The following is a 16,851-nucleotide window of genomic DNA, read 5'->3' on the forward strand; positions in this document are numbered from 1 at the left end:
GCCGTGAAAAGGCGGTGTCTTAACCCCTTGACCAACGGACCTTGAGCTTTTCAACTCTTTCTATTATACCTACTTTTTTACCTTTGTCAAGGACTTTTTTCAGTGAAGTTGATTTTTTCTTTTCTTCACTAACTTAACTACTGCTTCTGTCCGTGCAGTGTGGGGAAACATATCAACCGACTGGATATACTGGAGGTCATAAACTTTTACCAGCTTAACCAAATCTCGTGCCAAGGTCGAAACATTGCAGGATACATAGACCATCTTGTCTGGAGCATAGGTCAGAATGGTATCCAGTAGCTTATCATCTAAACCTGTACGAGGAGGGTCAACTATCAAGGCATCCGCTCGGTAGTCATCACATTAGAGCATAAAAGAGAGGTTGAACCTCTCTAAATTTATTTTTCTTCACTCATTTTTGATTTTACTTCATCATAAGATAGTGCATGGGAGTCCTCTTCTACTGTCTCAGGCATTTTTCCTGTTTCGTAAAGAGATTTAATCTGTGTACTATCTAATGTTTCGTATTTCAACAATGCTTCTGCAATCAACTTATGAGTTTCACGATTTGACTGAATGATCTCAGCAGCTTTGTTTCGTGCCTCATTTAATAATGAACGAACTTCCTCATCAATCTCATAGGCTGTTTGTTCTGAAATTGATTTTTGAGGACTTTGTGCACCAAACATAGCATGATTACCTTCGTATTGAACTGGGCCAAGTTTTTCACTCATACCGTATTCAGTGACCATTGCACGCGCCATCTGTGTAGCTTGTTCAAAGTCATTTGAAGCTCCTGTCGTTTGGACATTAAAGATAATCTCTTCAGCTACACGACCACCCATCAAACCTGCTAATTGTTCTTTCATATCTTCTTTAGATAGAAGCATTTGATCCTCTTTCGGAAGTGCAATCATGTAACCACCTGCACGTCCACGTGGTACAATGGTAACTTTATGAACAACACGGGCATTTGACAAGACTAAACCAACAATGGTATGTCCAGCCTCATGATAAGCAACCAATTCACGTTCTCTTTGTGATACTGTTTTATCTTTCTTAGACGGTCCAGCAATCACTCTGTCCTCTGCCTCATCAATATCTGAAGCATCAATAACTGACTTGTTGCGACGGGCTGCAACCAAGGCTGCCTCATTTAGAACATTTTCCAAGTCAGCTCCCACAAAACCTGGAGTTTGTTGGGCAACTAATTTCAAATCAACATCTTCTGCTAGAGGTTTGTTTTTAGCGTGAACTTTCAAGATTGCTTCACGACCTTTAACATCAGGGCGACCAACCAAGACTTTTCTATCAAAACGTCCTGGGCGGAGAAGAGCTGGATCAAGAACATCTGAACGGTTTGTCGCAGCGATAACGATAATTCCTTCATTACCCTCAAAACCATCCATTTCAATTAAGAGCTGGTTCAAGGTTTGCTCACGTTCATCATTTCCTCCACCGAGGCCGACACCACGTTGGCGACCAACAGCATCAATTTCATCGATAAAGATAATGGCTGGTGCAGCTTTTTTAGCATCCTCAAAAAGAGAACGAACACGACTTGCACCAACTCCGACAAACATTTCTACAAAGTCAGATCCTGAGATGCTAAAGAATGGAACACCTGCTTCCCCAGCAACTGCCTTAGCAAGTAATGTCTTACCTGTTCCCGGAGGCCCCTCCAAAAGAACACCCGCAGGAATACGCGCGCCAAGTTTGGTAAATCTTTTTGGATCTTTTAAGAATTCAACAACTTCTACTAATTCTTGTTTTTCTTCCTCGGCACCTGCAACATCTGAGAATCGTACCTTGATATCTTCTTTGTTTGCAGCTTTGGCCTTGCTACGTCCAAAACTCATTGGATTTCGGCCACTATTTCCTCCCATATTTCCCATCATAGAGAATAGGAAGAAGAAAAGAATAGCAAATGGCACAACAGAGACAAGGATATTGATCCACATACCGCTTGAACTCTCATGTTTGACTGTTACTTCTGCCTGATGTTCAGAAGCAAGTTTTTGCAATTCTGAAACTGTTGAATCAGACGGAAGAATAGTACTTGAGAATCTTTCTACTGTTGTAGCTGTAGGAGTGAAAAATTGAATTCCTGTTTCTTCTTTACTAGTCTTAGGATTTTTATAAACACCAGACACTTCAATGATGCTGCCATTTGGCTGATAGGTTAATTCTTTTACATTGTCTGCTGTAATTTCTTTTACCAATTCTGTATAGTTAATTTTTTCGCTTCGCCCAGCAGTATTTCCAGAGTAAAAATACTGGAATCCTGTCACTAGGAAGAAGATAATTAACAAGTATAGAAATGGATTTCTAACTAAACCATTATTTTGTTTTTTCATTAAAGATAAATCTTTCTAATTTGAATAAACTTCTTCTTTCAATACTCCGACATAAGGAAGGTTACGATAATTTTCTTTATAGTCCAAACCATAACCTACTACAAACTCATTTGGAATAGTAAAGCAAGTATAATCCGCTTCAATTTCAACAACACGTCCCTCTGGTTTGTCCAACAAAGTCGCGATTTTAACAGAAGCTGCTTCTCTTGCAATAAACATATCTCTCAAACTCTTCAAAGTTTGACCTGTATCGATGATATCCTCTACAAATAAAACATGTCTTCCTTTGATATCTTGAGTCACGTCTTGCTTGATATTGATGACACCACTACTTGCTGTTCCACCATGGTAGCTAGATACCATCATGAAGTCCATCTCGATATGCGTATCAATATGCTTAACCAATTCAGCCATAAAAGGAATTGATCCTTTTAGAATTCCAATAAGAATTGGATTTTTCCCCTCATATTCTTTTGTTAGTTGCGCACCTAGCTTTTTAGCTGCTTCTGTAATTTCATCATGTGAAACGAGGATTTTTTTAATATCGTGTTCTAACATCTTTTTACCTATCTATTTTTTCTATATAAATTACAGTGTTCATTATATCATTTTTCGTGTTTTTACTCAAATCACTGGTCGCAATTCCTAAAATTGAGATAATTTCTCTAAATTGCTCAATAATAGGGGTTGTTTTTCGTTTTTCAATAGGGATTTTCAAATCTATAAATAAGCGTCTCAATTTCTTTCGATGACCATTTAGGATAATAACGTCGCCAGGTTTTCGACATCTAATATGTACAGATGTTTCCCGTGAAACCGTTACTTTTTGAACAAAATCCCCTTCAATAGGAATGCCAAAGGAAAATAAATAGCCCATATATTGAACTTGATTTTGATAGTGTAACACAAGTTCATCTTCCTTTTCATCGGCCTGTGGACTGATTTTGCAAACTCGAAAATTCTGATACTCTTTTATCAATTCATAGCCATTTTTAAGAGAATGACGATACTGGCTTTTCGTTGTTAAAATCTGTCGAACTTCAGCAAACTGAGCCTTTGTCAGATTTAAGTCTGGAAATTGATTAAGATAGTTCTGGAGCAAGATTCCTTGAGTTTTTTGAGAGTATGAAAATAGCTCATTCAAATCTTCCACATCAATTTGTTTCGAAAGCTCCGTTATTGTTGCTTGGTAATCTGAAATTTCCCTTCCTAAATCTAAAAGGGCGGATTTAAGACGAGGATTTTCTTTTTCAAGTTCTGGTAAATACCTATTCCGAATGCGATTGCGAAAATAAGTATTTTCCTGATTTGTTTGATCTTCGAAATGAAAAATTGGTGAAAAATCCTTTTTATGAAAAGACAACAAGGGACGGAGGATTTCAATATCATCAACTACTTGACTTTCTTTTATTCCTGTTAAATGACGTAGCCGACTTCCTCGAATCAAGCGCATCAAAATCGTTTCAACTTGATCATCTGCATGGTGGGCAGTAACCAAGGCAGTCGCTCCAACCTCTTTCATAATTTTCCTAAAAAAATCATAACGAAACTCTCGAGCACGCGCTTCTGAAAAGTCTCCTGAAAAGCTTGTGATATAAATAGGAAGTTCAGCTGCATCAGCTAACTTCCTTAGTTCATTTTCCTCCCAATCAGATTCCCTTCTCTGCTTGTGATTGACATGTGCTAAAATCAACTCAATTCCCAACTCATTTTGATAAGTAGACAATAGCTGGAATAAAAACATTGAATCCAGTCCGCCAGACAAAGCTAACATGACTTTCGAATGTTTTTTGAAATACTCTTTTCGGAGAAAATGATTTAAAAAATCCTGGTCCCTCATTTTAGAACCTCATAGACATCCTTGGCTATCTTAGCAATGGTGTCATAGTCAGAATTTTTGGTGAAAATGGAAAGAACGAAAGGAGAATCCGTATAGACAATGGCAGTGTCATGTTTAAACTCATCGGCATCTCCAATTTTATGAGCTACCTTAACCGAAACACCTTTTGCGATTCTTTGGTTGTCAAAATCAGTCTTACCTAGAGACTCTAAGACAAAACCATTCTGATTATAAATAGCTTCCATGACCTTTCCAGCCATTTTTGAAGAAGTTAGTTTATCATTCACATCCCAATCTTCGCCCATAATGGTGGACATTTTTTCTTTGAAAGCCCCGTCAGATTGATTGGTCACGTAATAACCTAAAATATTATGAGCAACATTATCAGACTCTTTTGTTACCTTGGTAATTAACTGTTGAAGACTGTATTCTTTGTTATCTTCTTTTTTAGGTAAGCTACCACTACCTTCTGGTTTATAGGACCCAGGGAAACTATTTACTTCCGGGACATACTTGAAGCTACTGTCTAACGTATACTCTCCTTGATTTATCTTATCTTGAGCATAATAAAGATAGGCTAGTTTCAAGATGCTAGCTGCATAAAATTTGCTGTCTTCATTCACCCCAGCCTCTTTACCTGTACTCAGTTGTTTAACATAAATAGAATAATTTTCGTTCTGATAGTTGTTTGATAAAACTTCTTGAACCTTCTGGATGCGATTGTCTTCTTCCGAGACGAACTCTTTTGATACCCACCCAATTTGATCAATATGAAGAAATTCTTGTCCCTCAGCAAAGAGGGTTCTATCCACTGTTACGCGTTGATAGGGAGAGAGGAATGAAGAAATTTCTTTAGTGTCATAAGGGCTGTTATAGATAACAAACCCCTGCTCCAACCATACTTGTCTATTTTGAGTTTGAACTTGACTTTGATCATAGACCAACCGCTTATCTGCAAGGATAAACTGATGATTATCTAATTTAAAAACAGGAACACCTTGTCTATTCAAACGCCATTCTACTATTTTAAAGGTGGTTCCAGGAGTCAATTTACCAGACTCCTTGACAAGATCCTCATTAGCATAGACAGCTGTTTCTCCATATACCATTGGGGATTCCAGAGTTTCTTTATAGTAGAATCCATAATCAGACTCGGTTAGATAATAAATTTCTTGTGAAGAGTAAGGAAGCTGTTTTTCTGTGCTAACTACTCTTGAGGTTATGATAAAAGCAGGTAGCAATAAAACTACTAAGAACTTACGCATTCTTCTCTTCCCTTTCTTCTTGTAATCGTAATAAATGGTTTTTAGCTTCCAATTCCTCTAATTTTTCATCTGATAAACTTAAAAATTGCTCAACAACTTCCAATAAATTTTCCATGACATTACCTCGGAAGCAAATCAGGAATTGTGTAAATTGCTTCTCGTTTCTTTGAGTAATAGTACTTGGCGCGTGCATATTTTGCTACATAGTCTTCATCTTTCAACTTTGCAGCAAAAGCAGATTCCTTATCCTTTTCGTCACTAAGAGTTTGGTACTGCTCTTTCAACTCTGTCAATTGCTGACGGCGTTGTAGTAACTGATCATAGCTTTGAGCCAAGTTATAAGTTGGTAAAATAAACAACAAAATCATCAAAATAAGGACCCAACCCATAAAACGATTTCGTTTTTGTCTCTCCTTCATCAGGTAACGACGACGTTGATGTTCATTTTGAATAAAAGAATTATTCATCTGTACAATATTTTTAGACATTTTCTTCTACCCGTGTTTCACTGAGAATTTCATACATGCCTGCTGCGTCTTCTTTTTTTGTACTATCTTTCATCTCTATTACTTTAACAAGCAACAACTTATTTCCAAAGCGAATTTCAACTTGGTCATCAACTTTCAAATCCGTTGAACTTTTGGCCAAGATTCCATTCACCTTGATTCTACCTTTATCTGCTACTTCTTTTGCGACTGTGCGGCGCTTAATAATTCGTGATACTTTTAAATACTTGTCTAATCTCATTTTTATTACCTCAAATTATTATTGTACCATTTTTATTCTTTTTATAGAAGAAAAATGTTAAATGGGATTTGCTTCCTTTGATTCTTTTATCCCTAATAAACTTTCTCCAAAAATCAGCAAACCTTCTAAAATTTCATAATCCTTCTTGTTTCGGACATCGAATACAACTTCCATTAATCCCTTATTCTCAGCTATGGCTGCTTTTAAGTTCGTTGCGGATAAAGCTTTAAAATAATCTTGAGCCAAGAATAGTCGTTGAGTGACTTTTTCAAATTGAACTGTAATCTTATTTTCTTTTCTTTCCACACGTTCTACAAATAACTTGTCAAAATATGACTTGACCAAACCAATCTCTAAAAGATAGGCCACTACGTCTGGGTATTCTCCAAAGCGGTCCATCAACTCTTCTTGTAGTTCTTCATAGTTGACACGATTGTCAATTTGACGAATTTTCTTGTAAATTTCAATCTTATGTCGTTGGTCAGAAATATAAGTATCAGGAAGATAAGCATCAATTTGTAAAATCAACTCAGCATTTCCTTTGATTCTTTTATTCCCATTACCGTTCCGTTTAGCAATAGCTTCCTCTAATAACTGTGAATACAATTCAAAACCAACAGAATCAATGAAACCAGACTGCGATTTTCCTAGGAGATTTCCTGCTCCACGAATCGAAAGATCTCGCATCGCAATCTTAAATCCTGAGCCTAATTCTGTAAATCCCTTAATCGCTTCTAATCTCTTTTCAGAGACTTCACTGATTGATTTTTCTGGACGATACATGAGATAGGCATAAGCAATACGATTACTACGACCGACTCTTCCTCTTAATTGATACAAGGTTGACAAACCCATATGGTCTGCATTTTCAATAAATAAGGTATTGGCATTTGGAATATCTACCCCTGTCTCAATAATAGTAGTCGTCACCAAAATATCATACTGACCTTCAATGAAATCAAGTAGAGTATTTTCCAACTGAATTTCACTCATTTGTCCATGAACATACCCAATCGAAGCCTCTGGAATCAACTCCTGTAATTCTGAAACCTTCTGGTCAATCGTGTCAACTTTGTTGTAAAGATAGTAAACTTGACCTCCACGCTCCATTTCACGCAAGACAGCATCACGAATGACACTATCATTCTTCTCTAATACATAGGTTTGAACAGGATAGCGATTGGTTGGAGGAGTTTCAATAACAGACAAATCTCGAATTCCTAGCATAGACATATGAAGGGTACGAGGGATTGGCGTTGCTGTCAAGGTTAGAACATCTACTTGTTTTTTTAGTTCTTTCAAAGTTTCCTTATGCTTAACACCGAATCGTTGTTCTTCATCAATAATCATCAATCCCAAATCTGAAAACACAACATCTTTTGACAAAACACGATGCGTTCCAATCAAAATATCGACTTGACCATTCTTTAGTTTTTCAAGTGTTTCTGCCTGCTCTTTTTTACTTCTAAAGCGACTCAACACATCAATATTAACAGCAAAATTTTGGAATCGTTCCTTAAAATTCGTATAGTGTTGTTGTGCTAAAACCGTCGTTGGAACTAGAACGACCACTTGTTTGTGATCATTGACTGCCTTAAAAGCAGCACGCATTGCAACCTCAGTCTTCCCAAAACCAACATCCCCAACTAAAAGTCGATCCATGGGATGAGAATCCTGCATATCTCTCTTGATTTCCTCAATACTACGAAGTTGATCATCCGTTTCAACATAAGGGAAGGCATCATCAAAAACATGTTGATCTTCATCATCAGCTGAGAACGCAAAACCCTTCAACTGACTACGCTCAGAATAGAGTTTGATTAAATCGTCAGCTATATCCTCTACCTGGTTCTTAACTTTTTGCTTAGCCTTTTTAAAATGACCGTCATTTAATTTATTGAGTTTAGGAGGTTTCCCATCACTTGAAACATATTTAGACAGTAACTGAATCTGCTCTACTGGGATGGAGATTTGGTCACCATTTTGATACTGTACACTGACATAATCACGGTGAATACCTTGGATTTCAATTGTTTCGATTCCTAAATATTGACCAATTCCATGGATATGGTGAACAACGTAGTCCCCTTTTTCAAGTTCATTATAATCTTTTAATCGCTCTGCATTTGAAGTATGTTGTCTTCTAAAACGACGTTTTAATTTCTTTTGAAAAATCTCATGTTCAGTAATCAAGAGAATTTTCTCATCCACAAAATGAAAACCATGTCTTAGATTACCCTCAATCAAGTTTACAGATTCTTTACAGATACTTGACTTATCTCTGGAATCCAATTTAATCTGGTATTCCTCTAAAACATCCTCCAATGTTTTACTTCCCATTGAATTGCTAGACTGCAGAATAATGGTATAGTTCATTTTTTTATATCGCTCAATTTCTTCTTTAAGAAAAGAAAACTGATTGAAGAATTCTTGCATGGGGTATTGATTAAATTGATAAATGTGATCAAACTTGAGGTTTCCTAAGCCCTTTTGCAGATTGGAGAAAAAGGTAACTGGACTTTGTTTTTTATAGGTTTGCTCTGTATTTGCAAAATACTGCATCCCAGAAAATGATTTACCATTCTGTAAATCTTCTGTAAAGTATTGTGCTAATTCTCTTTCAAAGGCTTCATACTGATTCATCAATTTTTGATAGTCATCAAAGAATACTGGTGTATCTTTTTTAATATAATCAAATACAGTCCATGTTTTATCGTAACATAAGGACAAAAACTTTCGACTATCTGAATGTACTTGTTTTTGATGAAAACTTGACAAAATCTCTTCCAAATATGATTTTAAAATTGGTGATAGAGTCTTTGAAATTTGCTTTTCTAAAGCTGACTGTCCTCGTTGATAATCTTTTTCTCTAAAAAGTATATCGCTAGCTGGAAAGATAGTGAGGTTTGTCTGATTTTCTTTCGATAATTGTGTTTCGACTTCAAAAGTACGAATACCATCTACTTCATCGCCAAAAAACTCGATTCGGAAAGGTTCTAACTGAGACATCTCAAAAATATCTAAAATGTCTCCTCGAATACTAAACTCACCTTGTGTCTGTACTTGAGTAACTTTTCGATATCCAATTTCCTTTAACCAGTGAAGTAGCTCATGTTGGTCATATTCTTCGCCAACCGCAATTTTTATAGTACTTTCTTTAAATCTAGTCGGAGAGGGTAAAATTAACCGACTCGCTGCGATATTACAAACTAAAATCCCTTTCTTAGACGGATCACTCAAAAAACGCAAGGCCTCAACCCGCGAAATGATTTTTTCTTGCGAAGACATCAAAAACTCTACCATAGGAGAGTCATCAACCAAAAATGGATAGACAAGTTCCTCTCCTAAGAGAGAAAGAAGATCACTGATAATTCGTTCTGCTTCTCCATAAGTTGAAGTCAGTAACACAACCTTATTTTCTTTTTCTAGACTGCTTGCAATTGCAAGAGCCTTGGTAGACGTTGATAAACCAAGTATTAGTTGTCTTTTCTTATCTATCAGATTTTGATGCCATTTTTTTATCTGATCATTTTCTGAGAATAAATCTAATAAAGTCATCATTTAACCGTTATACCTCTGCATTGTTTTCTCAAAGTTTTTCTCTTGTAAATAGTAGTTTACAGCATCGTCAACCTTTTCAATAGACTGTAAAATACCCACATAGTCATCCTGATCAAACTTACTTAAAACATGATGAACAACTGACATGCCTTTTTTAGGTCTTCCAATACCTATTTTAACACGGTTAAATACCTGAGTACCTATATGTTGAATAATAGACTTAATACCATTATGACCACCAGCTGACCCCTTTGCTCTTAAACGAATTTTCCCAACTTCCATGTCAAGATCGTCGTAAATAACGAGTAAATCTTCAATATCCAAACCATAGTAAGTCAATAAAGCATGAACCGCTTTTCCACTTTCATTCATAAATGTTGTTGGTTTGACGAGATAAATTTTTTCTCCATTGAGGAAAAAAGATGCTAGGTCAGCTTGAAATATCTTGTCATGTGTAAAGGTGACATTTTGTTTTTTAGCTAGTTGGTCAATCAACATAAATCCAACGTTGTGCTTGGTTTCAAAATATTTATCCCCTGGATTTCCCAATCCTACAAGTAATTTGGTCATTTATTTTTCCTTTCAAAAGCCAAAAGGGTTGGAATTTTTTTCCAACCTAATTGACACTATTTATTAAATATTATTAAACGTTAAAGCGGAATTCCATGATATCGCCATCTTGAACGATATATTCTTTTCCTTCTTCACGCAAACGCCCAGCTTCTTTTACAGCCTTTTCAGATCCATATTTCACTAGATCCTCATATGACATTGTTACTGCACGAATAAAGCCTTTTTCAAAGTCTGAGTGGATAATACCAGCTACTTGAGGAGCTTTCATCCCTCGCTTAAAGGTCCAAGCACGGACTTCTTTTTCACCAGCTGTGAAGTAAGTTCCAAGCCCAAGCAAGTGATAGGCTGCACGAGTCAACTTGTCAACACCTGATTCTGTCAAGCCAAGTGCTTCAAGAAACTCTTGCTTATCTTCATCATCTAACTCAGAAATTTCTTCCTCAGCACGCGCAGAAATAACTACTACCTCTGCATTTTCTGTCGCTGCGAATTCACGAATTTGCTTCACATATTCGATAGAATCTGGATCTGAAACTACATCCTCATCCACATTAGCAACATAAAGAACTGGTTTAGTGGTCAAAAGGAAGAGACCTTTGACAACCTTTTGTTCCTCATCTGTGAATTCAATGGTACGAGCTGATTTTCCATCTTCAAGGACTGGTTTAATCTTTTGAAGAACGTTAAACTCTGCTACTGATTCTTTATCTTTTTGCGTACGTGCCATCTTTTCTACACGCGCATAGCGTTTATTAACTGATTCTAAGTCAGCAAGAATCAACTCCAGGTTAATGGTATCAATATCTGCAAGTGGATCCACAAAGGCGTCTTCACGTCCTTGTTCGCGCATCACATTTTCATCATCAAAAGCACGAACTACGTGAACAATCGCATCTACCTCACGGATATTGGCCAAGAATTTATTACCTAGACCTTCTCCTTTTGATGCTCCTTTTACAATCCCTGCAATATCTGTAAATTCAAAGGTTGTTGGGACTGTCTTTTTAGGGGTAATCATTTCCGTTAGTTTTTGTAGACGTTCATCTGGAACTTCCACCATCCCAACGTTTGGATCAATAGTCGCAAATGGGTAGTTTGCCGCCTCTGCTCCTGCTTTTGTAATTGCATTAAAAAGGGTTGATTTACCAACATTTGGCAAACCAACGATACCTGCTGTTAAAGCCATAGTTTCTCATTCTCCGTTCTCATTTCAATCCCTAACATTATAACACAAAAAGGGAAAACTTGCTAACCCTCTAAACTAAGGGTTCTTAGTCAATAATCTTATTCATTTTTCGTTCAAAATCATAGCGACTCATCATGACAAGGTGGTCACAATTGCTACACTTTATTTTGATATCTGCCCCTACACGTGTAATTTCCCAACGATTAGCCTTTTTGCCTGTTGACTTGATGGTACAAGCGTGTGGTTTTTTCATCTCAACAAAATTTCCAACTTGATACATACTACTCTCCTTTTCTTTTTTGATTATATCATAAAAGAGGCGAGCCAGGCTCAACCTCTTTCACTTAATTTGTTCGAACTGGTGTGATAAGTTGCATGAAATCTTCGTCAGTATCTGCTGGCACAAGAGTAAATGGACGAACTGATGAGATAAAGCTAATAGTCACCTTTTCGCTATTTAAAGCCTTGAGGGAATCAATCAAGTAAGTTGGGTTAAAACTAATAGTTAAATCATCCCCGGTCACCTGCTCCGTATCGATTTCTTCGTTTACTTTACCAACCTCTGGAGAGTGAACATGGGCGCTAACAACTCCACCTTTAATTTCCAGCTTCACAGTACCATTTTGAGTCGCACTTGATAAGAGACGTGCACGCTCCATAGATTGACGCAAATTAACCACATCAAAAGTAATTGTAGTGTTAAAGTCTGTTGGAATCAAGCGATCTGTATCAGGATAATTACCTTCTAGGAGACGAGTGTAGAAGCTAATATTTTCGCTTCTAAAGAGGATTTGATTATTTGCAAAGAAAATCTCTACAGTTTCAATATCATCTGTAAATACCGCTGAAAATTCGCGTAGAGAGCGGCTAGGAATCACCACATCGAAATCATCACCATTTTTTTCAAGAGTCAATTTCTTCTGGCTAAGGCGATGAGAGTCTGTCGCAACTGTTTTTAGTTCCTTGTGTTGGCTCAAAACAAAATGGACACCAGTCAAAATTGGACGACTTTCTTGCGTACTTGCAGCAAATGCTGTTTCATTGATAATTTTCTTGAGTAGTTTGGTTTCAAGAACCAAAGGTGTGCTAGCTGAAATTTCTTGGATTCGTGGGTACTGTTCGCTATCTTTTCCTTTTAGAGTAATTTCTGATTTGCCACTTGTTAAGACAATTTGTTTTTGTTCAATCTCTTTAAAATCAAGCGTTACATCTGGAAGACTAGATACAACATTGATAAAGAAAGAAGCTTCTAGAAGAATCGAACCCAGAGAAGTGATCAAGAGACCAGCATCTTCATTCTTTTGAGAAATGAAATTTTCAATAGAAATTTGACCGTTTGATCCAATTAAAGTAATTCCTTCATTGGTAACGTCAATTTTGATTGTTGATAAAATTGGAATAGCATTTTTAGAGCTTATTGCTCGTTTTGTGGTATTTAAGGCTTGTAGAAATAAATTTTTATTAATTGAAAAATGAATCATGGATTCTCCTTTATTTATTTTTAGTATTAGAAAGTTAATAGTAATAATAGAGTCTGTGAATTCTGTGGAAAACTGGGTGCTATTTAGTAAACTTAAGATTCTAAGCTTGTTTAAAAAATGTGGATAAAAAAGATAAGAAAGGAAAACTTATCCACAAGCTACTTAATTTTCTTTTTGATTGCTTCTATTTCTAAACGTAAATTATCGTCTTCGTCAATCAATGATTTGATTTTAGCATGGGCATGAATAACGGTGGTGTGATCCTTTCCGCCAAATTCTTTTCCGATTTTTGGAAGACTGTTATCTGTCAATTCTCTAGCTAGATACATAGCAACTTGACGCGCTAAAACGATGTTTTGAACTCGTCTCGTCCCCTTCATTTCTTTGACACTCACTCCATAAAAATTACCAACTTCAGTTTGGATTTTCTCAATTGGAATAACAAGTATCTGGCGGGCGTCTTGCTTACGTGCTCTAATAGCTTCCGCAGCAATATCAATAGTAATATCCTTAATTTTCTTCACTCTGGCAATTAAAGTGATATCGTTGATTGCTCCTTCCAATTCTCTAACATTTGAATCAAATTGGCCAGCCAAGTATTCTAGAGTATCACTTTGGAAATGGTAATCCAAGTGCTCTGTTTTACTTTGAAGAATGGCGATACGTGTCTCAAAGTCAGGAGGAGTGATATTTTGCGTCAATCCCCAGCTAAAGCGTGTAACAAGTCTCTCTTCAAGTCCTTCTAGGTGTTTAGGACTTCGATCACTGGTTAGGACAATCTGTTTCTGCTTATCATGAAGAGCATTGAAGGTATTGAAAAATTCTTCCTGGGTCGCGACTTTTTTGCCACTGAGAGATTGGATATCATCGATCAATAAGAGATCAAGGCTACGGTAAGTCTTTTTGAAATTTTCCATTTCCCCAAGTCGCAAGTGTTCAAGAAAGTCATTGATAAAGCTTTCGGCAGGAATGTACTTGACACGCGCATCAGGAATATTTTTCAAAATCTCATTTCCAATCGCATTGAGCAAGTGAGTCTTTCCAAGACCAGGTCCTCCATAGATGAAAAGAGGATTATAGGTCAGAGCTAAATCTTCAGATACAGCTAGTGCAGCAGATACCGCCCAAACATTCCCATCACCTTGAATAAAGTTATCAAAGGTATATTTTTCTTTTAATCCTGTTTCAGAATAGGGAATCGTTGGTAGTGCAGGTGTGTAATCGTAAGTAGAGACACTATTCGTATCATTTACTTGAGGAGATTCTGTACTCTGAGGTTTAGTGAAAATATAGTGAGGTTTGATTTCAGAATCATAAATTTCAAAACCAGCAGCAACAATAATATCTTTTAATTGCTTTTCCCACACCATTTCCATCTCTGATCTCGGTAGAAATATAGTAGCTGTGTTTTCTTCTACTTTGACGAGTTCAGCAGGTGTAGCATAGAAATCATACATAGATCGTGTCAATCTTTCTTGAGCAAATTCTAAAATACGATTCCAAAATTGCTTTTCTTTCAACTAATTTTCCTCCTTTACTATGATTTTAGTAGTTTAGTGCTAGACTTATTTTACCATAGATAATAGGATTTTTCCACAGATTGAGGAAAAGAATCCACAATGTTAGTAGTATTTATCCACAGGTTGGGGATAAATAAGAGAATCCTTGATTTAGTAGGCTTTTTGATAAAAAAATTGGTGGATAAATTTGTGGGTTGAGAAAATAAAAGAACAGCCTTATTTCAGGCTGTTAATAATTCTATCGTATTCTTCTTGACTTGAAAAGGAGATAATAATCTTTCCAGTATCTTTTTTTGAAAGTTTAATTTCTACACTTAAACCGAGTAGTTTTTTTAATTTATCTTCTTCGTCTTTGATGAAAGAATCACTTTTTTTTTGCTTCTTGTGTTTTTTCTCTGTAAGAAGTGCTTCTAACTTTCTCACAGAAATATCTTCATTTTTGATTAGTTGGAAGAAATAGTCTTGCTGCTCTTTGTCCAAACCAACTAGTGAACGTGCATGCGCTTGAGAAATTTTTCCATTTTCTACTTCAGTTAAGATATATTCTGGTAGGGAAAGCAAACGAATAAAATTAGTGATATAAGGACGAGATTTCCCCATTTTATCCGCTATCTCAGTGTGAGTAAATCCTTTTTCTACTAAAGATTCGTAGGCGCGTGCTTCTTCAACAGGATTTAAATTTTCTCTCTGCAAATTCTCAATGATTGACTGGATTATCATTTCCTGATCTGAGAGGTGCTTTACAACGGCTGGAATAGAGGTCAGACCAGCCAAGAGAGAAGCCCGATATCGTCTCTCTCCTGCAAGGATTTCATAACCAATTACAGGAGATTGACGAACGATGATTGGTTGGATGAGCCCATTTTCTTTGATTGACTGAGCTAATTCATTTAGTTTATCTGTATCAAATTCTTTCCGAGGTTGGTAAGGATTCTTTTGTATTTCAGAGATAGAAATCATTTCAAATTTTTCCATGATTCTACACTAACATATCTTTTACTTTCTGTAAAGTTTTCTTTACACTGATGTCAATTAAGACTCTAAATCACCAGAATTCTTATCTAGTTTAATTGAGGTTGTTTCCTCCTTACCGTTACGGTAGTAGGTTACTTTGATAGTATCTCCGATAGCATGATTGTAAAGAGCATGTTGTAGGTCTGTTGATGAGGTAATCTCTTTGTCGTCAACTTTGGTAATGACATCGTATTTTTGAAGATGTCCATTTGCTGGCATATTGTTTTGAACGGATCGAACAACTACACCTGAAGTGAGGCCACTTGGAATGTTAAGTTTTCTAAGATCACTAGCTCCAACATTTGATAGATTGACCATTTGAATTCCAAGAGCTGGACGAGTAACTTTACCATCACTTTCAAGCTGTTTAATGATATTTTGTGCATCGTTTGAAGGAATTGCAAAACCAAGACCTTCTACAGATGTTCCACCATTACTTGCAATTTTACTTGATGTAATACCAATTACTTGTCCTTGAATGTTTACAAGTGGACCACCAGAGTTACCAGGGTTAATGGCTGTATCTGTTTGAATGGCTTTTGTTGAAATAGCTTGACCATCTTCAGATTTTAGAGAAACATTTCGATTAAGACTTGAAATAATCCCCTGTGTAACTGTATTAGCATATTCTGAACCTAGAGGACTACCGATAGCAATCGCTGTTTCTCCAACACTAAGTTGACTTGAATCCCCAAATTCTGCTATTGTTGTAACTTTTTCTGAAGAAATTTTAACGACAGCAATATCAGAGAAAGTATCAGATCCGACAATTTCACCAGGAACCTTAGTACCATCTGCCAAGCGAATATCAACTTTTGAAGCTCCATTGATAACGTGAGTATTAGTTACAAGATAGGCATCTTTATCATCCTTTTTATAGATAACACCTGATCCCTCACTTGCGATTTGTTGATTGTCTGAATCAGAGTTAGTTTCGTCAGCATTAAATACACTACTTTGTCTACTGCTAGAAGAAGAATAAGTAATGATTGAGACAACAGCATCCTTAACTTTATTTACTGCTTGAGTGGTTGAATTTTCATTCTTATAGGATGTTTGAGTGACAGTGCCAGAATTATTATTCGTAGCTTGATTTCCTTGTTTTTGATAAAGTTGTAATGTTACGAAACTTCCTAAGGCACCACTTAAAAATCCTATTAGAATGATTACAAGAACTTTAACTCCCTTTTTGTAAAATTTTTGTAAGTGTTTCATAAACGCCTCCGTTTGTTATTTATTTACTCAGATTATAAACCTATTAACTTAATCCAAACTTAAAAGCTTAAAGTTTTACACAAGTTGTGGAT

15 protein-coding genes and 1 pseudogene are annotated in these 16,851 nt (G+C 36.3%); all 16 read right to left on the reverse strand.

What is annotated here, in order from left to right; translation table 11 throughout:
• Positions 1 to 99 precede the first annotated feature (99 nt).
• A pseudogene (locus M1F63_RS00005) lies at positions 100 to 360 on the reverse strand (23S rRNA (uracil(1939)-C(5))-methyltransferase RlmD); the annotation flags it as partial.
• A 38-nt stretch (positions 361 to 398) separates the two neighbouring features.
• Positions 399 to 2,357, reverse strand: coding sequence for an ATP-dependent zinc metalloprotease FtsH (gene ftsH, locus M1F63_RS00010; RefSeq protein WP_180833642.1), 1,959 nt, complete (start codon positions 2,355 to 2,357; stop codon positions 399 to 401).
• A 15-nt stretch (positions 2,358 to 2,372) separates the two neighbouring features.
• Positions 2,373 to 2,915 (reverse strand): hypoxanthine phosphoribosyltransferase, encoded by a 543-nt coding sequence (gene hpt, locus M1F63_RS00015; RefSeq protein WP_000889404.1) that lies wholly within the window; start codon positions 2,913 to 2,915, stop codon positions 2,373 to 2,375.
• A 4-nt stretch (positions 2,916 to 2,919) separates the two neighbouring features.
• Entirely contained in the window at positions 2,920 to 4,197 is a 1,278-nt protein-coding gene (gene tilS, locus M1F63_RS00020; protein WP_247940428.1) for a tRNA lysidine(34) synthetase TilS, read from the reverse strand.
• The gene (locus M1F63_RS00025; protein ID WP_247940429.1) at positions 4,194 to 5,462 is read right to left on the reverse strand and encodes a serine hydrolase; all 1,269 of its coding nucleotides are present in this window, start codon (positions 5,460 to 5,462) and stop codon (positions 4,194 to 4,196) included. Before M1F63_RS00025 ends, tilS begins: the two co-directional genes overlap by 4 nt.
• Positions 5,455 to 5,577, reverse strand: a complete 123-nt coding sequence (locus M1F63_RS10145; RefSeq protein ID WP_061586788.1) for an SP_0009 family protein — start codon at positions 5,575 to 5,577, stop codon at positions 5,455 to 5,457. The genes M1F63_RS00025 and M1F63_RS10145 overlap by 8 nt, the downstream gene beginning before the upstream one ends.
• A gap of 4 nt (positions 5,578 to 5,581) precedes the next feature.
• Positions 5,582 to 5,950, reverse strand: a complete 369-nt coding sequence (locus M1F63_RS00030) for a septum formation initiator family protein (RefSeq protein ID WP_000041922.1) — start codon at positions 5,948 to 5,950, stop codon at positions 5,582 to 5,584.
• Positions 5,943 to 6,209: an RNA-binding S4 domain-containing protein gene (locus M1F63_RS00035; RefSeq protein WP_045594454.1), complete on the reverse strand. Its 267-nt coding sequence runs from the start codon at positions 6,207 to 6,209 to the stop codon at positions 5,943 to 5,945. The genes M1F63_RS00030 and M1F63_RS00035 overlap by 8 nt, the downstream gene beginning before the upstream one ends.
• A 57-nt stretch (positions 6,210 to 6,266) precedes the next feature.
• Positions 6,267 to 9,770, reverse strand: a complete 3,504-nt coding sequence (gene mfd, locus M1F63_RS00040) for a transcription-repair coupling factor (RefSeq protein WP_247940430.1) — start codon at positions 9,768 to 9,770, stop codon at positions 6,267 to 6,269.
• Complete coding sequence (gene pth, locus M1F63_RS00045) at positions 9,771 to 10,340, reverse strand: aminoacyl-tRNA hydrolase (protein ID WP_247940431.1); 570 nt, start codon at positions 10,338 to 10,340, stop codon at positions 9,771 to 9,773.
• Between the two features lie 73 nt (positions 10,341 to 10,413).
• The gene (gene ychF / locus M1F63_RS00050) at positions 10,414 to 11,529 is read right to left on the reverse strand and encodes a redox-regulated ATPase YchF (RefSeq protein ID WP_001218703.1); all 1,116 of its coding nucleotides are present in this window, start codon (positions 11,527 to 11,529) and stop codon (positions 10,414 to 10,416) included.
• 85 nt (positions 11,530 to 11,614) lie between these two features.
• Positions 11,615 to 11,809, reverse strand: coding sequence for a DUF951 domain-containing protein (locus M1F63_RS00055; RefSeq protein ID WP_000285184.1), 195 nt, complete (start codon positions 11,807 to 11,809; stop codon positions 11,615 to 11,617).
• Positions 11,810 to 11,873: 64 nt separating this feature from the next.
• Entirely contained in the window at positions 11,874 to 13,010 is a 1,137-nt protein-coding gene (gene dnaN / locus M1F63_RS00060; RefSeq protein WP_049478004.1) for a DNA polymerase III subunit beta, read from the reverse strand.
• A 158-nt stretch (positions 13,011 to 13,168) separates the two neighbouring features.
• The gene (gene dnaA / locus M1F63_RS00065) at positions 13,169 to 14,530 is read right to left on the reverse strand and encodes a chromosomal replication initiator protein DnaA (RefSeq protein ID WP_247940432.1); all 1,362 of its coding nucleotides are present in this window, start codon (positions 14,528 to 14,530) and stop codon (positions 13,169 to 13,171) included.
• A 216-nt stretch (positions 14,531 to 14,746) separates the two neighbouring features.
• Positions 14,747 to 15,505 (reverse strand): ParB/RepB/Spo0J family partition protein, encoded by a 759-nt coding sequence (locus M1F63_RS00070; protein ID WP_221160244.1) that lies wholly within the window; start codon positions 15,503 to 15,505, stop codon positions 14,747 to 14,749.
• Positions 15,506 to 15,562: 57 nt separating this feature from the next.
• On the reverse strand, positions 15,563 to 16,759 hold the full coding sequence (htrA, locus tag M1F63_RS00075) for a serine protease HtrA (protein ID WP_084850107.1): 1,197 nt from the start codon (positions 16,757 to 16,759) through the stop codon (positions 15,563 to 15,565).
• Between the last annotated feature and the right edge of the window lie 92 nt (positions 16,760 to 16,851).

Origin of the sequence: Streptococcus oralis (assembly GCF_023109155.1) — a bacterium.
GTDB classification, from domain to species: Bacteria; Bacillota; Bacilli; order Lactobacillales; family Streptococcaceae; genus Streptococcus; species Streptococcus oralis_BZ.